Raw genomic sequence first — 21552 nt, 5'->3', positions numbered from 1 at the left:
GTCATTGCGCGGCAGGGCAATATCCAGCGCCAGGATGTCCTCCACGTCATTGCTGTGTACCGCGTGGTAACGCACCGCGGCCCCGGCGGCGGCAAACCGGTGCAAAAAGGCCTTGCCGCCCTCATCCGCGGTGCAGGCGAAATACTCCCCCGCCTCCCGGGCGAAAAAATCCTTCAGGTACGCGTCGGCCTCGTTTATGCCGTCGCCGGACATTTTCAACAGCAGATGGTGTTCGAAGCGATCGCGGAAAGCCTGCATGCGCGGCGGCAAATGCCGCGGCCACAGACGGCTCGCCAACTGCAGGAAGCGATCGCTGAGCTGCGGCGGCAGCCATGCCTGGGCGTTCAGCGTGGCGTCGATACGTCCCTTCAGCTGGAACAACCACGGCATACGGTCGGTGCCGAGCCGGTTGATCATGATAAAGGTGTCTTTGCCATAGGTGGCGCTGATATCGTAACAGTCGCGATGCATATACTCGCCCGCCACCGGCAGGTGAGTAAAACCGGACAGGACGTCGCGCCGCAGCCGGGTTAATACCCCCGGGTCGTTGGTGCCGATATAAAAGACCTGCTGGCGCTCCTCGGCGGGGAAGGTATCGAGGCGCACCGCGAATACCGCCAGCTTGCCCGCGCTGCCCGAGGCCTCGAACAACCGGCGCCGGTCGGCGTTAAACCGCGACGGAGTGTCGGCATCCACCTGGCGCACCCGCGCGGCGTAATCGTGATCCGAGCAGGCATGGCCGGCGGGATGAACGTCAAGCGCGGAATATTGCTGGTTTTCCAGACGGGTCAGCATCTGTTCCGGCGTGGCGCCCAAGTCGATGCCCAGGTGATTGACCAACTGCAGCCGGCCGTCCCGGTCCAGTTGGGCAAACAGCGCCATCTCGGTGTAGGCCGGGCCGCGTTTGACCAGCGAGCCGCCGGAATTGTTGCAAATGCCGCCGATTACCGACGCGCCCAGGCAAGAGGAGCCGATTACCGAATGCGGTTCCCGTTTCAGGGGCTTGAGCGCTTTTTCCAACTGGTAAAGCGTACTGCCCGCCAGGGCCACCGCCTGCCGCCCCTCGTCGATTAACTGCACGCCGTCCAGGCGCCGGGTGCTTATCACCACCACTTCGCGATCGTAGTCCGCGCCGTTGGGGGTAGAACCCTCGGTCAGGCCGGTATTGGCCGCCTGCATGATGATCACTTTGTCGGCGGCCACGCAGGCCTGCAGCACCCGCCACAGCGACAGCAACGAATCAGGCAGCACCACCGCCAACGCCGGTCCGCTCCCAGAGCGGAACCCCTTGCAATAGCGCTGGGTCCGGCGGCTGTCGGTCAGGACATTGCGGCCGCCGACGATGGCGGCGAGCTGTGCTAAAAACGCATGTGACAAGTAAGGCGAATTGTGCGACATCACGCGATCCCTTTCTCTGAGAAGCATACGGATTTTATCTGCCGGGGCGAGCGGAATGCCCCGGTGAGGATGCACCGGTACCGGCTGGTCCGGTCTATGAATATACGCCGGGATCCCTGCCGATGGGAACTTAATGAAAGCCGGCGCTTTCAATAAATGAACATACTCAATAATGTTCGCGATCGTCTATAATGAGCGCTGCGTTGCCCCAGGGCATCTAACCAGAACATCCGACCCGGGCGTCCGGCCCGGTTCGCTTTCGCGAGTATGAGAACAACGATATGAAATGGCTGTGTTCACTGAGCCTTCTTGCGGCATTAACGCTTCAACCCGCCCTGGCGGACGATACCCAGCTTCCTTCTCCTGATTTGCCCCGCGACGCCTATGTCAACGCGCTGCTGCAAAAAATGACCCTGCAGGAGAAAATCGGCCAGCTGAGGCTTATCAGCGTTGGGCCGGATAATCCAAAGCAGGCTATTCGCGAGATGATTAAAAACGGCCAGGTCGGCGCCATCTTCAATACGGTGACCCGGCAGGATATCCGCCAGATGCAGGATCAGGCCATGCAACTGCCCAGGCTGAAAATACCGCTGTTTTTCGCCTATGATATCGTCCATGGCCAGCGCACCATATTCCCCATCAGCCTGGGCCTGGCCTCCAGCTGGAATCTCGACGCGGTGGCCGTCAGCGGGCGCATCGCCGCCTACGAGGGCAGCGAGGACGGGCTGAACATGACCTGGGCGCCGATGGTGGACGTCACGCGCGATCCGCGCTGGGGCCGGGTTTCCGAAGGGCTGGGCGAGGACACGTTCCTGACCTCGGAAATCGGCCGCACGCTGGTGCAGTCGATCCAGGGCAAGAATCCGGGCGATCGCCATGCGCTGATGACCTCGGTGAAACATTTCGCCCTGTATGGCGCGGTGGAGGGGGGGCGTGACTATAATACCGTCGATATGAGCCCGCAGCGGATGTTCCAGGACTATATGCCGCCGTATAAGGCAGCTTTGGACGCCGGCAGCGGCGGGGTGATGGTGGCGCTTAACACGGTCAACGGCGTGCCCGCCACCGCCGATGCGTGGCTGTTGAAGGATATCCTGCGTAAGCAATGGCACTTTACCGGCATTACCATCAGCGACCATGGCGCCATCAAGGAACTGATTAAACACGGCGTCGCCAGCACGCCGATCGAGGCGGTAAAAATCGCCCTGAACGCCGGCATCAATATGAGCATGAGCGATGAGTATTTTATCCGCTACCTGCCGCAGTTGGTTAAAAGCGGCGGCGTCAGCGAACAGGAAATCGACGAAGCGGTACGGCATGTGCTCAATGTCAAATATGATATGGGCCTGTTTCGCGATCCCTACAGCCATTTGGGGCCGGTGGGCAGCGATCCGCAGGACACCAATGCCGAAAGCCGGCTGCACCGCGACGCCGCCCGCCAGGTGGCGCGGCAGAGCCTGGTATTACTGAAAAACCGCTTGCAAACCCTGCCGCTGAAAAAGCAGGGCACGATCGCCGTGGTGGGGCCGCTTGCGGACAGCCGGCGGGATATCATGGGCAGTTGGTCCGCCGCCGGACGTCCCGAGCAGACCGTCACTTTGCTGCAGGGCATACGCAACGCCGTGGGCGATAAAGCCACGGTGGTGTATGCCAGGGGCGCCAATATTACCGACCACAAGGATATGCTGGCTTACCTCAATTCCTACGACCAAGCGGTGAAAAACGATGCGCGCGCGCCGCAGTCGATGATTGACGAAGCGGTCAAGGCCGCCCGCGGGGCCGACGTGGTGATCGCGGCGGTAGGCGAATCCCAGGGCATGGCCCACGAGGCGTCCAGCCGGACCAATATCACCATTCCGGACAGCCAGCGCGCGCTTATCGACGCGCTGAAAGCCACCGGCAAGCCGTTGGTGCTGGTGCTGATGAACGGCCGTCCGCTGGCGCTGGTGCGCGAGGATCAGCAGGCGGACGCCATGCTGGAAACCTGGTTCAGCGGCACCGAAGGCGGCAACGCCATCGCCGATGTGCTGTTCGGCGATTATAACCCGTCCGGCAAATTGCCGATGTCCTTTCCCCGCTCGGTGGGCCAGATCCCGACGTATTATAATCATCTGCCCACCGGCCGGCCGTATAACGCGGATAAACCGGACAAATACACCTCGCATTATTATGACGAGGCCAACGGTCCGCTTTATCCGTTTGGTTTCGGCCTGAGCTACACCACCTTTGACGTTTCGACGCCGGTGCTGTCAGGCAATCAGCTTGGCCGCGACGGCAGCATTGATGTCAGCGTGACCCTGACCAACACCGGCCAGCGCGACGGCGCTACCGTGGCCCAGCTCTACGTGCATGACATCGCGGCGTCGCAAAGCCGTCCGGTGAAGGAGTTGAAAGGCTTCCGGCAAGTGTTCCTCAAGGCCGGCGAGTCGCAGACGGTGACGTTCAAACTGGATGCCGCCGCGCTGAAATTTTATAATCAGCAAATGCAGTTCGTCGCCGAGCCGGGTGATTTCGACGTGATGGTGGGGCTGGATTCGGCCAGGGTCAAAACCGCGCGGTTTACCCTGCGCTAACCCGTGGTCGCGGACATGCTTTCTTGCAAAAAATGCCCATGCCTAACGTTTATTCATCGCCATTACACAGATTTATAGTCGCGCGACCGATAGAATAGTGTTTACGGCGGTTATTGAGACAACAGCATGGCGTTTACCGAAGTAGTCCTGGTCAATGAGCGCGATGGCTGCGTGGGCCGGATGGAAAAGCTCCAGGCGCATCGCGAGGGACTGTTGCATCGGGCGGTGACGGTATATCTCTTTAATCCGCAGGGTGAGCTGCTGCTTCAGCAGCGCGCCGCCGCCAAATATCACAGCGGCGGATTATGGAGCAACACCTGTTGCGGGCATCCGATGCCTCACGAAGAAACCCAGGGCGCCGCCCGGCGGCGCCTGTATGAGGAGATGGGCCTGCGCTGCGCCCTGACGCCGGCGTTCTCGCTGCAATACCGCCTGCCGCTGGCCAACGGCCTGATTGAACACGAATTCGACCATGTCTTTTTCGGCATCAGCGATCAGGCGCCGGTGCTTAATCCCGATGAAGCCATGGCCTGGCGCTATCTGCCGCTGCCGGCGGTGCAGGCGGATATCAAGGCGCGTCCGGCGCGCTACACCCCGTGGTTTAAACTGACGTTGTCCGCCATTCCCGCGCATGCGGCCGAATTCATGCGGTTGGAACGGGCGGGTTAAGCGGAGCCTGCCCGCGTTGTCGGCGCCGGCGAACCCATCGCCGTGACCCCGTCCCCCACTTTCAGATCTATGCTTATGCTTTCTTTTTTAATGAATAAATTTTGATTTGAACTATTCTTCCAAGAACATAATATCCGTTTAACCCATGCGGATATTTTACCAACACCTCTGAGGGGAATGAAAATCATGGCCAATTTTTTTCATCACGGACGAGCGCTGTGCCTTGCCGCAGCCATGCTCGGTATGACCGCCGGCGCCCAGGCGGCCGACTCGCCGGTGCGGGTGGGTTCAAAGATCGACACCGAGGGCTCGTTGCTGGGCAATATTATTGTGCAGGTATTGTCTTCCCATAATGTGAAAACCATCAATAAATCCCAGCTGGGCACCACCCAGGTGCTGCGCGGGGCCATTACCGCCGGCGAAATAGATATCTATCCCGAATATACCGGCAACGGCGCTTTTTTCTTCAGCGACGAAAAAGATCCCGCCTGGAAGGATGCCAACGCGGGGTACCAGAAAGTCAAAAAACTCGATTATGATAAAAACCATATTGTCTGGCTGGATCCGGCGCCGGCCAATAATACCTGGACCATCGCCATCCGCGAGGATTTGGCGAAAGACAAGAATATTAATTCCCTGGCCGATTTGAGCCGCTACCTTAAGGAGGGCGGCAAGTTCAAGCTGGCCGCCTCGGCGGAATTTATCGAGCGCCCCGACGCGCTGCCCGCGTTTGAAAAAACCTATGACTTTAAACTGCAGCAGGATCAGCTGTTGTCGCTGGCCGGCGGCGACACCGCGGTGACCCTGAAGGCCGCCGCCGAACAGACTTCCGGCGTCAATGCCGCCATGGCTTACGGTACCGACGGACCGGTGGCCGCGCTCGGGTTGCATACCCTGGCCGATCCCCAGGGCGTCCAGCCGATTTATGCGCCGGCGCCTATCGTGCGCGAAGCGGTGTTGAAACAGCATCCGGATATCGCCGCCTGGCTAAAGCCGGTATTCGCCTCGCTGGATACCCAGACGCTGCAAAAGCTTAATGCCGCCATAGCGGTGGAAGGACAAAATGCCAGCAAGGTGGCGGCGGACTACCTTAAGCAAAAAGGGTTTATCAAATCCTGACCCGCCCGGCGCAGGGGAGAGCCGCCCTTGGTGGTTAAAAACCGCGTCCTGCTGACCCTGTCGCTGTTGGCGATAGCGGCGGGCGTCGTGCTGCCGTTTGTCAACTATGCGCCGAACCGCCTGATGTCCGGCCAGGGCATCGGGCTGCCCACGCTGTTGAGCGGTGTACGGTTGCTGCTGCTGGCGCCGGTTGCCGCGCTGGTTGCGCTGAGTTTTGCCGCGCCCTCGCGCCGCGTCCAGCTACTGGTCATGCTGCTGGCGGAAGGGGGATTCTTTTGCCTGGCGGCGCTGGCCGGAGAGACGGCCAGCCACTTGTCCACGCAGGGCGGGCAACTGGCGCGCACGTCATTCGGCAGCGGCTTCTGGCTGCTGACCGCCCTGTGCCTGCTTATCGCCGCCGACGCTATCGGCCGCGCGACCGCCAGTCAAACGCTGCGGGTCGCGGCCAACGGACAAATCTGGCTGCCGCCGGTGTTGCTTATCCTGTCGGGACGGCTGGATCGGCTGTCATTATTCATCGAATATGCCAACCGCCGCGATATTTTCCAACAGGCGCTGGGGGAGCATCTGACCCTGCTGTTCGGCACCCTGGTGCCGGCCGTCGTCATCGGCATTCCGCTGGGGCTGCTGTGTCATCGCTCGGCGCGCTGGCGGCCGGCGCTGTTTTCCACCCTGAATATCATCCAGACGATACCGGCCATCGCCCTGTTCGGTCTGCTGATTGCGCCGCTCAGCGGCATGGCCGCCGCCTGGCCGTGGCTGCGCGATGCGGGGATAGGCGGCATTGGCCTGGCGCCGGCGTTGATTGCCCTGGTGCTGTATGCGCTGCTGCCGCTGGTGCGCAGCGTTAACGCCGGGCTGGCGCAGGTGCCCGCTGACGTGATAGAGACCGCGCTGGGCATGGGCATGACCCGAGGGCAGATATTTCGCCGCATCCAGATACCCTTGGCGCTGCCGGTGATCCTCTCGGGCATCCGTATTATCGCCGTACAGACCGTCGGCATGGGCATGATTGCCGCCCTGATCGGCGCCGGCGGGTTCGGCGCGCTGATGTTCCAGGGCCTGCTCAGCAGCGCGCTGGAACTGGTGTTGCTTGGGGTGATCCCGGCTATTGCGCTGGCGGTGCTGGTGGACACTTTGTTTAAACTGATCATCTCGTTTCTTGAGACGGTACGCCAATGATTCAATTTCAACACGTCAGTAAAATTTTCCACGGCAAACCGGCGGTGGAAGACCTGAATCTGAATATTGCCGAAGGCGAGTTTACCGTGCTGATCGGCACCTCCGGTTCGGGCAAGTCCACCACGCTTAAAATGATCAACCGGTTAATCGAACATGATCAGGGCAAGATTTTGTTCGCCGGCGATGAAATCCACAGTTTTAAGCCGCAGGAGCTGCGCCGTCGCATGGGCTACGCCATTCAATCCATCGGCCTGTTCCCCCATTGGACGGTGGAGCAGAATATCGCCACCGTGCCGCAACTGCTGAAGTGGCCGAAGGCTAAAATACGCGATCGCGTCACCGAATTGTTGGAACTGCTGCATCTGGACGCGGCGCAGTTTCGCGGCCGTTACCCCCACCAGCTTTCAGGCGGGCAGCAGCAGCGGGTCGGCGTGGCGCGCGCCCTGGCCGCCGATCCTGAGGTGCTGCTGATGGACGAGCCTTTCGGCGCGCTCGATCCGGTGACCCGCGCCTCGCTGCAGGTGGAAATTGCCCGTATTCACCAACTGTCCGGCCGCACGGTGGTGCTGGTGACCCATGATATCGACGAGGCGCTGGCGCTGGCGGATCGTATTGTCCTGCTCGACCAGGGGCAGGTGATACAGCAGGGCACGCCGCGCCATCTGCTGACGTTGCCCGCCAACGCGTTTGTGCGCGATTTTTTTGGCCGCAGCGATATCGGCATAAAATTACTGGCGCTGGGCGCGGCGGGCAGCCATGCGCGCAAAGGGGAGCGGCTGGCCGGCAAACCGATCGCCGCCGCCATGACCCTACGCGAGGCCTTGTCGGAATTCGTTTCCCGCCAGACCGAACTGCTGCCGGTGGTGGATGAGCTGGGCGCATCGCTTGGGGTGCTGCATTTCCGCGATCTGGTCAAGCCGTCGGGGGAGGAGGAATAGCATGGCGCGCCGGATAATTACCGATCCGCTGCTATGGTGCGTGCTGCTATTGCTGGCGCTGATGTTCGGCATGACCCGGCTGGACTGGCTGTTCTCACAGCTGTTCCCGGCGCTGGATCGTCCGGTCTATCTGCAGGATAGCTTTGCGTCCCTGGCCTGGGCCCATGTGCAGCTGGTCGTGTTCTCAAGCCTTATCGCCGTGGGGATCGGCGTCGGCGCGGGTATCGGCGTGACGCGGGCGGCCGGTCGCGAGTTCCGCTCGCTGGTGGAAACCATCGTCGCGGTCGGCCAGACCTTCCCGCCGGTGGCGGTGCTGGCCGTCGCGGTGCCGGTAATGGGGTTCAGCGAGCAGCCTGCCATTATCGCGCTGGTGCTCTATGGCCTGTTGCCGATCGTGCAGGGGACTATTACCGGTATCGAAACGGTGCCGGCCTCTATCCTGGAAACCGCCACCGGCGCCGGCATGAGCCGCTGGCAGATATTGACGCGGGTGGAACTGCCGCTGGCCGCGCCGGTTATCATCAGCGGCATCCGCACGTCGGTGATTATCAACATCGGCACCGCCGCCATCGCCTCTACCGTCGGCGCCAAAACCCTCGGTTCACCCATCATCATCGGCCTGAGCGGTTTCAATACCGCTTATATCCTGCAGGGCGCGCTGCTGGTGGCCTTGCTGGCGGTGATAAGCGATATGCTGTTCGAACGCTGGCTGCGCTGTTTCCACCATGGATAATGCGCTGAGCGGTTCTCAGCTATGGACGATAACGATATACCCGGCCAGCATCACGCCGCCGATGGCGCCGAGAACGCACAGTGAGATCAGGCCGAACACGCCCGCTTTGATAAGATTCATACCTTTCCTTAAGTCCGCGATTCATTGCATTATAAGCGCTGCGCGCCGGTGACGAAAGGCTGAACGTCGATTCCAGATCCCGCGGGTAACTGAAGATATATACAGCATAAGGCTGACGCCGGGGCCGGTCTGTGGGACAATACGCCCTTACTCTCTTGAGAAGATATAGGTTCATGCCCCTGTCGGTCGCAACCAAGGCGCAAATCCATGATTGGTATAAAGCGCTGCAAAAACATATCCCGGATTTTATTTCCCGCACGCCGCAGCGCCAGATGATTGCCGAAGTGGCGAAAGCGCTGTCCGGGGAAATCGAACGTCATCTGGTGATTGAGGCGCCCACCGGCGTGGGCAAAACCCTGTCTTACCTGATCCCCGGCATCGCCATCGGCCGCGCCGAGGAGAAACCCCTGGTGGTCAGCACCGCCAACGTGGCGCTGCAGGACCAGATTTTCAGCAAAGACCTGCCGCTGCTGAAAAAACTGATCCCGGATTTAAAATTTACCGCCGCCTTCGGCCGCAGGCGGTATGTCTGCCCGCGCAACCTGGCGGCATTGGCCGCGGACAGCGTATTCCAGGGCGACCTGAAGCTGTTCCTCGACGACGGCATGGCGCCCGCGGAGGGTAAAGAACGCACGTTGTGCGGCCATATGCAGCGGGACCTGGACCGCTTTGCCTGGGATGGCCTGCGCGATCATTATCCCAAGTCGGTGGGCGACGCGCTGTGGGGCAAACTCAGCACCGATAAAGCGAACTGTCTCGGACGTAATTGCCATTATTTCCGCGAGTGTCCGTTTTTTATCGCCCGCAAGGAAATTGAAAGCGCCGATGTGGTGGTGGCCAACCATGCGCTGGTGATGGCGGCGCTGGACAGCGAATCGGTACTGCCCAATCCCAAGCATATGCTGCTGGTGCTTGACGAGGGGCATCATTTGCCCGACGTGGCGCGGGATGCGCTGGAGATGAGCGGCGAAATCACCGCCGGTTTCATCGCCCATCAGCTGGAACTGTTTATGCGCCAGACCGAACAGACCCTGGCGCAGTTCAAGCCGGCCAAACCGCCCCTGCTCAGCGGCGCCGAACGTCTGAAGAACCATTGCGCCGAAATACAGGAACTGGCGGCGCTGTTTGAACAACAGGCCGCCTCGTTCCTGCCCAGGGACAGCGTGGCGGGGGACTTTCGTTTTGAAATGGGCCTGTTGCCCGCCGCCATGGGCGAGCTGGCCGCGCGGTTGTTCAAGCTCACCGACGCGCTGCGTATGCTGACCGAGTTTCTGCTTAACGATTTGAGCGAGAAGACCGGCAAGCAGGATATCGTGCGCCTGCACCAGGCGCTGCTGCACACCAGCCGCACTCTGGGTTACTGGGAAACCACCAGCCGTTTATGGAAGCTGGCGGCGCGCGATAAAGCGTCCAATGCGCCGATTTCCAAATGGCTGACCCGTGAAATGTCCGAAAGCGGCGCACACCTTTTCCTGCACTGCGTCGGCATCCGGGTCAGCGATCAGTTGGAAAAGCTGCTCTGGTCGAAGATCCCCCATGCGGTGGTGACCTCGGCCACCCTGCGTTCGCTTAATAGCTTTGCCCGCCTGCAGGAGCTGTCGGGATTGGACGAGCGGGCCGGGGATCGGTTTGTCGCCCTCGGGTCGCCGTTCGACCATCGCCATCAGGGCAAACTGGTGATCCCGCAAATGCGCAACGAGCCGGTGATGGCACGGGAAGGCGAACATCTGGCTGAAATGGCCGCGTTTTTTCGCGCCCAGCTGGCCGCCGGCGCCCATCGGGGCATGCTGGTCCTGTTTGCCAGCCACCGGGCGATGCAGCTTTTCCTGACCCATGTCGCCGATCTGCGGCTGCAACTGCTGGTGCAGGGCGACCAGCCGCGCTATCGGTTAATCGAGGAACACCGCCGGCGGGTCGACCAGGGCAAGACCAGCGTATTGATGGGTCTTCAGTCCTTTGCCGAGGGGCTGGATCTGAAGGGCGAACTGCTGACCCAGGTGCATATTCATAAAATCGCCTTCCCCCCCATCGACAGTCCGGTGATCCTGACTGAAGGCGAATGGCTGAAGAGCCAGAAGCGGCACCCGTTTGAGGTGCAAAGCCTGCCGAGCGCCTCGTTTAACCTGATCCAGCAGGTGGGGCGGCTTATCCGCAGCCATGAATGCACCGGCGAAATCGTTATCTATGACCGGCGCCTTATGACCAAATCCTATGGCGCGCGCCTGCTGGCGGCGCTGCCGGTCTTTCCCATCGAGCAGCCGGCGATGCCCGCGCCGGCCGGGGCCAAGTCCGGTAATATCGCGGCCAAGGGGTGATACCTCGCCGGGCGGCGCGATGGCCGCCTATTCAGGCATGGCTTTCATTTTCCAGCTTCTGCGCAATGGCTTGTCGCGCCGCCTGGGTGACCTGTTCCACATACCCCGGGCAATTAAACAGCGTTTCATAAACCCGGTCGGCGATAGGTTGAATAAGTTCCAGGCAATTCATCTGCCGGTTATCCATATGCTGCCTTACCAACGCCACGGTGGACGTTGCGGAAGCATTTTCGACGCGGGCGATATGGGCATATTTATGCCAAATACCCGTTTCAGCCATGGCCTGCTGGATAATATCCCGTTTAAACGTCGCGGTGTGATCAATCGGCTTATTTTCCATGCCTCGGGCGGTCATGACCTGATCAATGGTTCTATTAATCCGCGCTGGAAGATAAACCTCGAATTCTTGCATTTGCCAGGCGAGCTTATCTTGTTTTCGATTCAACAAACCCGATGCCATGTCCTTAACCACGGCCTTCGCGATTTGGCTAATATAGACCTCAAGCTCTACCGGCTGGTCATGTAATACTTCCAGAGAGGAGTATTTTTTTAGCGTCGATCCTTCGGTCATGTCAGTATTATTTTTTTGTGCAAAAACAAGGTCATAACGTTTGCCATTAAAACCGGCGAGGGCGCGCATAAAAGACATAAACCCCCGGTCGGGCAATGGACCGCCGCTGTCCCGGAAAGACGGCATGGCCGCGCCATCGCTGGTTTCAACTTCGGCGCCATGATTTTCCTCGCACTCCATGGTTTTTGCTGAAGCTCTAGCGGAATTATTCCTGATATTAGCCAGTTTTTTTATCAGGGTCGTTAATATGTTTGTCCTGATTTTAAGCTGGCTCGAGGTCCATGATGTAATTTTTGTATATACTGATGGATTATTGCCAGTTATATGCATAATGCTTTCCTGATGATAGCTAATAATAGAGAGCGGTTTAAAATACAGAATTTTTTATATCACGCATTTACCGGCCATTCTAGGCATTTACCCTTCATTGAGCGTTATCTACAAGTTCACTCAAAAAGAACATCGCTTTTGGTTTAGTTATTAAAAAACCTGTAAAGAATGTCAAATATTCACCAGCCGGGGCACCAGACTTCTTTACCCACAGTACTTTATTAGCGCCCTAAGGAAAGGTATGGTGGAGGGAGACATCCGCGCGCGGGCGACGGACGGTAGATTTTGAACTTTTCCTCGAGGTTGGCGACGATTGGATATGGATTATAGCAAGGTGATTAAAGAAGTCGGGCGGGGCAAAAACCATGCCCGCAACCTGGACCGGCCAACGGCCGTTGAACTCTACCGCGCCATACTGGCCGGGGAGGTACCGGAGCTGGAACTCGGCGGGCTGTTGATTGCCTTTCGCATCAAAGGCGAGGCCGAACAGGAGATGCTGGGGTTTTACGAGGCGATGCAGGCACGGGTCATGGCGCTGCAGGCGCCGGCCGATATGCCGCCGCCGGTGGTTATTCCCAGCTATAACGGCGCTCGCAAGCAGGCCAACCTGACGCCGCTGCTGGCGATGGCGCTGACGCGCCTCGGCTTGCCGGTAGTGGTACACGGCGTTACCGAGGATCCGGGTCGGGTCACCAGCGCGGAAATTTTCCGTGAATTGGGCGTGGCCTGGCATGACACCGCGCTGTCGGCGCAGGGCGCGCTGGTGCTGGCGCGCGCGCCGGTGTTTATCCCGATCCGCCATCTGTGCCCGGCGCTGGACGCCCAGTTACAGTTGCGCTGGCGCATGGGGGTACGCAACAGCGCCCATACCCTGGCCAAACTGGCGACCCCGTTCCATCATCATATGCACTGGCGCCTGTGCAGCGTATCGCATCCGGAATATATCACGCGCATCGCCGCCTTTTTCAACGCCATCAACAGCAGCGGCCTATTGATGAACGGCACCGAGGGCGAGACTTACGCCAATCCGCAGCGGCTGGCTAAAATCTATGCCCTGCATCAGGGGCAACAGCAATTATTACTGGACCCGCTGGCGCATCCGCTGCCGCCGCTGGAAAACCTGCCGGGCGGGCGCGACGCGCTGACCACCGCCCGTTGGACCGAAGCCTGTCTGCGCGGCGAATTTGCCTTGCCTGAGGCCATCCGACTGCAATTGGCGGCCATTTTACTTGCCACCGGCCAGGCCGCCGCGTTTGACCAGGCGCTGACGGCCGTTGATGCGACGATACCCCACGGCTGACCGCGGCCCGGGGCGTGGAACAATCAAGCCATTGTCGCCCGAATCAGGGCGGCGGTGAATAAACGACATTTTATCGGGAGACGATATGCAACAGGCAGTGGCGTATTTTAACGCCCTTAACCGCGATTACCTGGCGGTTCACCAGACCAAGGAAGATCTGTTCTGGCAACATTATATGGCCATCGGCGGCGCTGATGTCTCCAGCCGATTCGCCGCGGCGGAACAGGCGTATAAACGATTTATCGCGGCGCCCGCGCGCCCTGGGGAGATCCGCCGCCATATCGGCGCGCTGGAACGGGCGCCGCAAAGCCGCGAGCGTGACGACACCCTGCATGGGCTGCGCGGCTGGGCACGCTTTTTCGACTGTAATGTAATAGAGGATGCCAAGGCGCAGGGCCTGATGGATGATATTATCGCCGCGGAGAACGACCTTTACGCCCGGCGCAAAACCCTGGCGCTGACCCATATCAATGATAAAGGCGAGCGGGTTCCGGCCTCGTTGGGCGAACTGATGACCAACCAGGCCAATAACCGCGAGGAGGCGGCGCGGCAAAGCTCGCAGCTGGCGCTGCGCGAGCTGGAACAGTGGCTGCTGCAGAACGGCTTCCCGGCGCTGGTGCGCCTGCGCAACCGCTTCGCCCGTCAGATGGGTTATCGCAATTATTTTGACTACAAGGTCAACAAAACCGAACAGATGACGCCCGAACAGCTGTTTGCCATCCTGGACCCTTTCGAGCAGGCGACGCGGGAGGGCAACTTGCGCAGCCTGCGGCAACTGGCGGCGGACAAGGGCGCGGACGCGCTGGAACCCTGGAATATCCGCTTCAGCACCGCCGGCGACGTGACCCGCCAACTTGACCCCTATTTGCCGTTTGCCGAATCCCTGGGACGCTGGGCAGACAGTTTTAAACGTTTGCATATCGGCTTTAACGGCGCCCGTTTGCAGCTCGATCTGCTGGTGCGTAAGGACAAATACGAAAACGGCTTTATGCATGGGCCGGTGCCGCCGTTCCGGCAGCAGGGCGAGTGGGTTGCGGCGCGCATCAACTTTACCAGCCTGGCCAAACCGGATCAGGTCGGCAGCGGCATCAGCGGCATCAACACCCTGTTTCACGAGGGTGGCCATGCGGCGCATTTCGCCAATATCCGCCAGAATGCCCCGTGTTTTTCCCAAGAGTTTCCGCCCACCTCCATGGCGTATGCCGAAACGCAGTCCATGTTTTGCGACAGCCTGCTGGACGACGCCGACTGGCTGAAACGCTATGCCCTGAACGGCAACGGCGAACCGCCGCCGGATGGGCTGATCCAGGCCGCCATAGCCGCGCGCCAGCCGATGCGCGCCTTTAACGAGCGGCATATCCTGCTGGTACCCTACTTTGAATGGACGCTGTATCAATGGGACGATGAGCAACTGACGCCTGAAGCCATTACGCGGCTGGCGCGGGAAACAGAACAGCGCATTCTGGGTATCGCGGGCAGCCCGCGGCCGACGATGGCCATTCCCCATCTGCTGTCGCAGGAGTCCGCCTGTTCCTATCAGGGATATCTGCTGGCGCTGATGGCCGTGGAGCAAACCCGGCAGTATTTCCTTAAACGCGATGGGTACCTGACGGATAATCCGGCCATCGGGCCTGACCTCGCCGCCCATTACTGGCTACCGGGCAATAGCGTCACCCATGACGACACCCTCAGGAGCCTGACCGGAGAAGGGTTCAATCCAGACTATCTGGCGGCGGCCTGCAACCAGACGGTGGCGCAGGCCTGGCGTCAGGCGCAGGAAACCATCGCGCGGGGATTGGCGCGGCCGCAGCCGGCCGCCGATTTTTCTCTCGACGCCGCCATCACCGTTATCGACGGCGAGCGGGTACTGGCATCCAATGAGCATGGCGATGAGCAAATGTACCGGGAGTTCGCCGAGGCGATTCGCCGGCGGTATTAATGTGACGCGAGGGAAAACCGCGACGATCAGTCTTTATGATAAACCGGGCTGTAGCCTTCGATAGCCTGGTTTTTTTCGGGTGACAAAACCTGACGCGGGCAGCCGCCGGCGGTGGTGGCGGTGGTTTTACCGATACAGGCGCTGTCCGCGCGCGGATTGCGCGGCATATCCTGCAGCCGGTAGGTCGGTTGCGCAAAGGCTGTGGCGCTAAGGGCGAAGACAACGGCGGGGGCGAAGAACAGGCGGGCAAAAAAGCTGTGTTTCATAATAATCACGCTGTAAATAGTATCATATCGGATGCTTATACTACGCTTGTTGGCTGGATTTTACAGCCGTGATTATTGATATAAAGCATCAAAAAAATTGATGGGCGGTCATGAAATCCGTCGCCGGCTTTCGCCTTCGGCGACAGGCTAGCCGTCTTTTGGCCGATCGTCGGGGCGAATTTTATCAAAGCGCTGTTCATCCGAGATACCATAATACGCGCTCGGCCCTCCGGCGCGCAGGATGGGATGCGCGGCGGCGGTTTGGTACACGCCCTTCTCATCAAGCAATTTTTTATCGATATGTACCGCGACCACTTCGCCCAATACCAGCCAGCTGTCGATCAATCCGCCCTGGGCATCAAGCAGCCGGACGCACTGGGTGAGCTTGCATTCAAAATTTACCGGGCTCTCGGCCACCCGATGCGCGGCAACGCGCGTGCCCTGAATGGGCGTCAGACCGGCAAAGCTGAATTCGTCCTGGCCGGCGGGCAGCGAGGCCGAGCTGGTATTCATCGCGTCGGCCAGTTCGCGGGTCGCCAGGTTCCAGACAAATTCGCCGGTGGCGGTAATATTGGCCACGCTATCCTTCCAGCCGACGCTGCAAAAACCGATAATCGGCGGATGGTAGTTAAAGCCGTTGAAAAAGCTATACGGCGCCAGGTTGCGCTGCCCTTGCAAATTGACCGAGGCAATCCAGCCGATGGGGCGCGGACCGATAATGGCATTGAACGGATCGTGCGGCAAACCGTGCCCATGGCGCGGCTCATAATAATGAACGGATGATGAACTCATGGTTTCTCCAACCACATCAAGGTTTATGGCGACGGCAATCGCCGGCGGCGCGCGTCGGAAGGGTGATTCGGGGTGGGCGCTTAGCGCAACTGGCTGTCTTTACTGCCCCGACGGTTATAACCGCCGTGGGCCTGTTGTTTTTTATCCTGCGCGGACTGGCATTGCACGCAGAGCCGCACCCCCGGCAACGCCTCGCGCCGCGCCTGCGCTATAGGTTCGCCGCACTCCTGGCAATGCTCCGCGCTTTCCCCTTTCAGCAGGGAACGGCGCGCCCGTTGCACGGCGTCGTTGATGGTGGAGTCGATTTGATCTTGTACGGCGCCTTCCGGCGCCCAGCCGCTTGCCATGGAATGGGTCCTCCCGTTGAGCCGGTCCGCTAAGACGAGGTAAAAACCAAAAAGCCGGCAACCTGCGCCGCCAGCTTTTTATTACATTGTGTGTTTATGCTTTACTGCTTATTACCGCTTGTTCCGGTATTCATGCTCTTGCGCGCGCGGGTCAGCCGGCGGCGCTCAGGCATTATTCGATATTGGATTCGATAAACCACAGGAATTTATCCAGATCGCGCGAGGCGGCGGTAAAGATATCAGCGGTATCTTCGTCGTCTTCCGCTTCGGAAATAGCCTTGCGGGTATCGTTCGCCACCACGCCATAACGGTCCGCCAGGGCTTTCAGATGATCCTGAACGCTATGGATATTGGTCGGATAGCTGGTCAGCGGAGTTTTGTCGTTGGTCACCTGCACGGTGCCCAAGGCGACGCCGCCCAGTTGGACCACACGTTCGGCAATGGTATCCTGATGATCCTGAATCACGGTGCGAAAACCATCCAGCATCTCGTGTACCGCGATAAAATTCGCGCCACGCATGTTCCAGTGGGCTTGCTTGGTGATAAGCGCCAGGTCGACATACTCGATGACCAGGCGGTTAAGCAGCGCGATACTGGAGAGCTTTACTGACTCTTCAAGATCGTTACGCGTATAAATGAGTTCGGAAGATTTCGTTTTAACCAGTTTAGCGGTACTCATCATTAATCATCCTCTTAATTGATCATTATTAATTTCGTTCAGGCATAAAGTATAACAGCGTTTCGCAATCCTGCATCCTATCGCTCATATCGCCGATACCTTTCAGTGTCGCCACCGCTGAACGCATTAAACAGCTTATCAGGATAAAAGACATCGGCCATTGTAATCCGACAGTTTCACAACAGCAGCATGTTGTTGCGCATTGGTAATACAAATGGTTTTCATTTAAATTAATGCCTCTAATAATTATTATAGCAAAAATTATGTGGCTCAGCACAGAGCCGCAGGCGGCCCGCATTAAAAATCAAGCGGAACGGCTGCAAAAGGGGATGCATTTAGTGTTCCATATTGTCGTGATAGTGCCGAAAGAACCTAATTAAATATTACAAGCGGTTTTTATAAGCAGATAATATGAGAGCAGCGACATGTCTTATGAAAAAAAAATCAGGCGCATTTCGGTTTCGTGGTCTATTTTTTAGTCATTCCATTCGGATTAATCTGGATATGTTGTAAGGATACGTAAAGTACGATATGTGACACAAAGCACAAAACATAAGTAAAATGAATAGGATAGATAGCCTTGAAAACTTATGTTACACGATACGTTTACTTGGACAACATTTATTAAGCAGAGTTTCGTGCTACTTTTTGTTATATTTTCATGGTTAGGACGTAAATTCACATTTGAGGTGGTTATGAACAAAATTGCATGTCTTTCAGCGTTAGCTTGTGTACTGGCAGTAACGGCAGGTTCGGCAACGGCGGGCGAAAGCACCGTTACCGCGGGTTATGCCCAGGGTGATATGCAGGGCGTCATCAACAAGGCATCGGGTTTTAACCTGAAGTACCGTTACGAAATGGACGATACCTCGCCTTGGAGCATGATTAGCTCTTTCACCTACCTGGAAAAAAACCGGGCTGAACAGGGTGACTACAAGAAAGGCCAGTACTATGGCATCACCGCCGGTCCGGCATTCCGTATCAACGACTGGTCCAGCGTATATGGCGTCGTGGGTATGGGCGTTGGCCAATTCACTAACAACGCGCAGGACGGCAGCAACACCAACCGCACCAGCGACGTTGGCGTGGCTTACGGCGCGGGCTTGCAGTTCAACCCGATGGAAAACGTCGCGCTTGACGTTTCCTACGAACAAAGCCGCATCCGCAGCGTAGACGTTGGCACCTGGATCGCGGGCGTCGGCTACCGCTTCTGATTTCCCCCTGCGGCCGGACGTCGCCGGTTTTTACCGGTTAACCCGTCCGGCGGTAAGATGATAGGCATGGCTGAGCGTTTCAGCCATGCTTTTTTTTTATTTGCCCGTTCCCTTGCCTTTACGCCCTCACCAAAACCTTATCCGGTTCGGCTAACCCCTTCGGCGTGAAACCGCGGGTAAATCTTTGTGACGAGCCGGCCGCGTTTTATTACATGCTTGCCTTATTTCCGGCCCAGGATAAATATATAAGTAAAGTAATTATTATCACATTTGTATTTATTGTGATTATATGAATTTTCTGAATATTCCTGGCGTCGTTTTTGGGCCGGCACAGTATTTAATCTTATCGATGGCTCGATTATCTCGATCACGCCGGCGGATGGCCAGGCCTGTATATTCCCTGATTGGCCTATATCGTTTATACCCTGACTCTGTGACGGAATTAATACTTATTGATGACGCCGGCATGACAATATACAAAATAACCCCGCCGAAACCCACTGGGTGAATGCGCAACAGGCAGGCATCAGAACCGCCGGCGCCGCGGGATATCCTCTCAACATCGAACATCGGCGGCGGCGCTATGCCGCCTGACGGCCCTGGGCAGAGCCGGACTTTTTATCCTTACAATCTTGCGTGCATACAGAGAGAGCATTTTAGCAGCGGACTGTGGCATAATGTGGACAATGTCACGTTTTTAATGAAGAGTACCTCCTTTTGCTAATCTGTAACAACATCACCATGCAATTCGGTAGCAAACCGCTATTCGAAAATATTTCCGTTAAATTCGGCGGCGGCAATCGCTACGGCCTGATTGGCGCCAACGGCTGCGGTAAATCCACCCTGATGAAAATCCTCGGGGACGATTTAGTGCCCAGCGGCGGCCATGTCAGCCTCGATCCCAATGAACGTCTGGGCAAGCTGCGCCAGGATCAGTTCGCATTTGAACAATATACTGTGCTTGATACCGTCATCATGGGCCATGCCGAGCTGTGGGCGGTAAAAGAGGAGCGCGACGCCATTTACGCCATGGCCGAGATGAGCGAGCAACAGGGCTATCGGGTCGCCGATCTGGAAGTTCTGTACGGAGAAATGGACGGCTATACCGCCGAGGCGCGCGCGGGCGAACTCCTGTTGGGCGTCGGTATTCCCCTGGAGCAGCATTACGGCCCGATGAGCGAAGTGGCGCCGGGCTGGAAACTGCGCGTGCTGCTGGCGCAGGCGCTGTTCGCCAATCCGGAGATCCTGCTGCTGGACGAACCGACCAATAACCTGGATATCAATACCATCCGCTGGCTGGAACAGGTATTGAACGAGCGCAACAGCACCATGGTGATTATCTCCCATGACCGGCATTTCCTGAATATGGTCTGTACCCATATGGCGGATCTGGATTACGGCGAACTGCGCATCTACCCGGGCAACTACGACGATTATATGACCGCCTCTACCCAGGCGCGCGAACAGCTGATGTCCGGCAACGCCAAGAAAAAGGCGCAGATTGCCGAATTGCAGTCCTTCGTCAGCCGCTTTAGCGCCAATGCGTCCAAATCGCGCCAGGCGACATCCCGCGCCCGCCAGATTGAAAAGATAAAATTGGACGAGGTAAAAGCCTCCAGCCGCCAGAATCCGTTTATCCGCTTTGAACAGGATAAAAAATTATTCCGCAACGCCCTGGAAGTGCAGCAATTGACCCAGGGTTATGACGGCCAGCCGCCTCTGTTCAGTAAAATAAATCTGATGCTGGAGGTGGGCGAGAAGATGGCGGTGCTCGGTCCCAACGGTATCGGCAAGACCACTTTGCTGAAAAGCCTGGTGGGCGAACTGCCGCCGGTGGGCGGCACCATCAAATGGTCCGAAAACGTCAGTATCGGTTATTACGCCCAGGATCATTCCAGCGAGTTCACCGAAAATATTAACGTGTTTGACTGGATGAGCCAGTGGAAGCAACCCAGCGACGACGAACAGGCGGTGCGCAGCATTCTTGGCCGTTTGCTGTTCAGCCAGGACGATATCAATAAGCCGGTCAGCGTATTATCCGGCGGCGAAAAGGGCCGCATGATGTTCGGCAAGCTGATGATGGAGAAACCCAATATCCTGCTGATGGACGAACCGACTAACCATCTGGATATGGAGTCCATCGAGTCGCTGAACTCGGCGCTGGAGCTGTACCAGGGGACGCTGGTTTTTGTCTCGCACGACCGCGAGTTCGTCAGCTCGCTGGCGACGCGCATCCTGGAATTGACGCCGGAAAAAGCGATCGATTTCAGCGGTAACTATGAAGATTACCTGCGCAGCCAGGGACTGAACTAAGCCCGCAACGCTTGTTCGCCGTTTCCTTTATCGGCCCTGGGTATCCGGGGCCGTTTTATTTTTCCATCGCATCGCCGCACACTCCGTTTTACGTGTTTATCGCCGACGGCGCGGCGGGGCGTTTGTTTGGCGAGTGGGGGCTGTGAGCGCGTGGCGAGGATTTTGCTTGCTGGTGGGGTGTCTGGGCGCGTGGCGAGGATTTTGCTTGGTGGATGTTATTTGAGCGCTAGGCGACAATTTCGCTTGCCAGCTACTGGCCATTTTTATGTTATGCCGGGTGCCGGCAAGCGACAAGGGGATGGCAGTCGCGCCATCCCCTTGACCCCGCGCTCCCGGCAGATCGCACGCCGCAAGCGGTGCCTTCCGGCGCCGGTTTCCGCCTTTGGCACCGTCCCGTACGCGCTCCCGGCGCGAACGGGCCTCTCGCCGCGTCCTGCGGCTCGTGCCGGCGGAACCGGCGCCGTCAGCGCGCTCCATGCCGGCCCCAAGGCCGCTACCTTATCCACGGCGTTCAAATTTCCAGCATTCAAATCCCGGCGTTCAAATTTCCAGCATTCAAATCCCGGCATTCAAATTTCCGGCATTCAAATATTGCCATAACATAAAGACGGCTTTTGGGTTGCAGACGATGGTGTTGACGTTGTCCCGGCATAGAGTGCGCTGGCGGCACAAAGCCCGGCTGGATGAGCCGCCGGGAGCGGCTCAAGCTAAGGGTCGCGCCGGGAGCGCGTCCCGTGCGGTCCAAAAGTCGGGA

18 protein-coding genes are annotated in these 21552 nt (G+C 58.3%); 11 read left to right on the top strand and 7 right to left on the bottom strand.

Going from position 1 to position 21552, the window contains the following annotated elements; translation table 11 throughout:
• Positions 1-1398, bottom strand: a 1398-nt coding sequence (gene dld / locus VGC33_RS12090) for a D-lactate dehydrogenase (RefSeq protein WP_331121007.1), incomplete at its 3' end; no start/stop codon positions are given.
• 281 nt (positions 1399-1679) lie between these two features.
• Here dld and bglX point away from each other — a divergent pair.
• The 6 genes from bglX (at position 1680) to VGC33_RS12060 (ending at position 8612) form a co-directional block, all read left to right on the top strand.
• A complete protein-coding gene (gene bglX / locus VGC33_RS12085) occupies positions 1680-3971 on the top strand; it encodes a beta-glucosidase BglX (RefSeq protein ID WP_331121006.1) in 2292 nt (763 codons plus the stop codon).
• A gap of 126 nt (positions 3972-4097) precedes the next feature.
• The gene (gene idi, locus VGC33_RS12080) at positions 4098-4640 is read left to right on the top strand and encodes an isopentenyl-diphosphate Delta-isomerase (RefSeq protein ID WP_331121005.1); all 543 of its coding nucleotides are present in this window, start codon (positions 4098-4100) and stop codon (positions 4638-4640) included.
• A gap of 186 nt (positions 4641-4826) precedes the next feature.
• On the top strand, positions 4827-5759 hold the full coding sequence (gene osmF / locus VGC33_RS12075) for a glycine betaine ABC transporter substrate-binding protein OsmF (protein WP_331121004.1): 933 nt from the start codon (positions 4827-4829) through the stop codon (positions 5757-5759).
• A 27-nt stretch (positions 5760-5786) separates the two neighbouring features.
• On the top strand, positions 5787-6941 hold the full coding sequence (locus VGC33_RS12070; RefSeq protein WP_331121003.1) for an ABC transporter permease: 1155 nt from the start codon (positions 5787-5789) through the stop codon (positions 6939-6941).
• Entirely contained in the window at positions 6938-7879 is a 942-nt protein-coding gene (locus VGC33_RS12065) for an ABC transporter ATP-binding protein (RefSeq protein ID WP_331121002.1), read from the top strand. Before VGC33_RS12070 ends, VGC33_RS12065 begins: the two co-directional genes overlap by 4 nt.
• A 1-nt stretch (position 7880) precedes the next feature.
• Positions 7881-8612, top strand: coding sequence for an ABC transporter permease (locus VGC33_RS12060; protein WP_331121001.1), 732 nt, complete (start codon positions 7881-7883; stop codon positions 8610-8612).
• 15 nt (positions 8613-8627) lie between these two features.
• Here the strand turns inward: VGC33_RS12060 and VGC33_RS12055 are convergent, their stop codons facing one another.
• The gene (locus VGC33_RS12055) at positions 8628-8732 is read right to left on the bottom strand and encodes a YohO family small membrane protein (protein WP_331121000.1); all 105 of its coding nucleotides are present in this window, start codon (positions 8730-8732) and stop codon (positions 8628-8630) included.
• 173 nt (positions 8733-8905) lie between these two features.
• Between VGC33_RS12055 and dinG the strand changes: the two genes are divergently transcribed.
• Entirely contained in the window at positions 8906-11047 is a 2142-nt protein-coding gene (gene dinG / locus VGC33_RS12050; RefSeq protein WP_331120999.1) for an ATP-dependent DNA helicase DinG, read from the top strand.
• Positions 11048-11078: 31 nt separating this feature from the next.
• Here the strand turns inward: dinG and VGC33_RS12045 are convergent, their stop codons facing one another.
• Positions 11079-11948: a hypothetical protein gene (locus VGC33_RS12045; RefSeq protein WP_331120998.1), complete on the bottom strand. Its 870-nt coding sequence runs from the start codon at positions 11946-11948 to the stop codon at positions 11079-11081.
• A 319-nt stretch (positions 11949-12267) separates the two neighbouring features.
• Between VGC33_RS12045 and ybiB the strand changes: the two genes are divergently transcribed.
• A complete protein-coding gene (gene ybiB / locus VGC33_RS12040; protein ID WP_331120997.1) occupies positions 12268-13248 on the top strand; it encodes a DNA-binding protein YbiB in 981 nt (326 codons plus the stop codon).
• 85 nt (positions 13249-13333) lie between these two features.
• Positions 13334-15187 carry a M3 family metallopeptidase gene (locus VGC33_RS12035; protein WP_331120996.1) on the top strand — a complete coding sequence of 618 codons (1854 nt, stop codon included), beginning with the start codon at positions 13334-13336 and terminating at the stop codon, positions 15185-15187.
• Positions 15188-15213: 26 nt separating this feature from the next.
• Here VGC33_RS12035 and VGC33_RS12030 read toward each other — a convergent pair whose 3' ends face one another.
• The 4 genes from VGC33_RS12030 to dps form a co-directional block, all read right to left on the bottom strand.
• Positions 15214-15453, bottom strand: coding sequence for a hypothetical protein (locus VGC33_RS12030; RefSeq protein WP_331120995.1), 240 nt, complete (start codon positions 15451-15453; stop codon positions 15214-15216).
• 147 nt (positions 15454-15600) lie between these two features.
• A complete protein-coding gene (locus tag VGC33_RS12025) occupies positions 15601-16245 on the bottom strand; it encodes a flavin reductase family protein (protein ID WP_331120994.1) in 645 nt (214 codons plus the stop codon).
• An 80-nt stretch (positions 16246-16325) separates the two neighbouring features.
• A complete protein-coding gene (locus VGC33_RS12020; protein WP_331120993.1) occupies positions 16326-16592 on the bottom strand; it encodes a DksA/TraR family C4-type zinc finger protein in 267 nt (88 codons plus the stop codon).
• Positions 16593-16764: 172 nt separating this feature from the next.
• On the bottom strand, positions 16765-17271 hold the full coding sequence (dps, locus tag VGC33_RS12015) for a DNA starvation/stationary phase protection protein Dps (RefSeq protein ID WP_331121008.1): 507 nt from the start codon (positions 17269-17271) through the stop codon (positions 16765-16767).
• 695 nt (positions 17272-17966) lie between these two features.
• Here dps and ompX point away from each other — a divergent pair.
• Positions 17967-18485 carry an outer membrane protein OmpX gene (ompX, locus tag VGC33_RS12010; RefSeq protein ID WP_331120992.1) on the top strand — a complete coding sequence of 173 codons (519 nt, stop codon included), beginning with the start codon at positions 17967-17969 and terminating at the stop codon, positions 18483-18485.
• Positions 18486-19202: 717 nt separating this feature from the next.
• On the top strand, positions 19203-20798 hold the full coding sequence (locus VGC33_RS12005; protein ID WP_331120991.1) for an ABC-F family ATPase: 1596 nt from the start codon (positions 19203-19205) through the stop codon (positions 20796-20798).
• Positions 20799-21552: the final 754 nt, after the last annotated feature.

It is taken from the genome of Acerihabitans sp. (genome assembly GCF_036398755.1).
GTDB lineage: Bacteria > Pseudomonadota > Gammaproteobacteria > Enterobacterales > Enterobacteriaceae > Acerihabitans.
Note: the sequence above shows the minus strand (reverse complement) of the source record. Positions and strands in the feature narration are given on the sequence as shown.

Coding starts and splice junctions, on each gene's coding strand:
- bglX (WP_331121006.1), top strand. CDS start 1,680: ATGAAATGGCTGTGTTCACTGAGCCTTCTTGCGGCATTAACGCTTCAA.
- idi (WP_331121005.1), top strand. CDS start 4,098: ATGGCGTTTACCGAAGTAGTCCTGGTCAATGAGCGCGATGGCTGCGTG.
- dinG (WP_331120999.1), top strand. CDS start 8,906: ATGCCCCTGTCGGTCGCAACCAAGGCGCAAATCCATGATTGGTATAAA.
- ybiB (WP_331120997.1), top strand. CDS start 12,268: ATGGATTATAGCAAGGTGATTAAAGAAGTCGGGCGGGGCAAAAACCAT.
- osmF (WP_331121004.1), top strand. CDS start 4,827: ATGGCCAATTTTTTTCATCACGGACGAGCGCTGTGCCTTGCCGCAGCC.
- ompX (WP_331120992.1), top strand. CDS start 17,967: ATGAACAAAATTGCATGTCTTTCAGCGTTAGCTTGTGTACTGGCAGTA.
- VGC33_RS12025 (WP_331120994.1), bottom strand. CDS start 16,245: ATGAGTTCATCATCCGTTCATTATTATGAGCCGCGCCATGGGCACGGT.
- VGC33_RS12065 (WP_331121002.1), top strand. CDS start 6,938: ATGATTCAATTTCAACACGTCAGTAAAATTTTCCACGGCAAACCGGCG.
- VGC33_RS12060 (WP_331121001.1), top strand. CDS start 7,881: ATGGCGCGCCGGATAATTACCGATCCGCTGCTATGGTGCGTGCTGCTA.
- VGC33_RS12045 (WP_331120998.1), bottom strand. CDS start 11,948: ATGCATATAACTGGCAATAATCCATCAGTATATACAAAAATTACATCA.
- VGC33_RS12020 (WP_331120993.1), bottom strand. CDS start 16,592: ATGGCAAGCGGCTGGGCGCCGGAAGGCGCCGTACAAGATCAAATCGAC.
- VGC33_RS12030 (WP_331120995.1), bottom strand. CDS start 15,453: ATGAAACACAGCTTTTTTGCCCGCCTGTTCTTCGCCCCCGCCGTTGTC.
- VGC33_RS12035 (WP_331120996.1), top strand. CDS start 13,334: ATGCAACAGGCAGTGGCGTATTTTAACGCCCTTAACCGCGATTACCTG.
- dps (WP_331121008.1), bottom strand. CDS start 17,271: ATGAGTACCGCTAAACTGGTTAAAACGAAATCTTCCGAACTCATTTAT.
- VGC33_RS12055 (WP_331121000.1), bottom strand. CDS start 8,732: ATGAATCTTATCAAAGCGGGCGTGTTCGGCCTGATCTCACTGTGCGTT.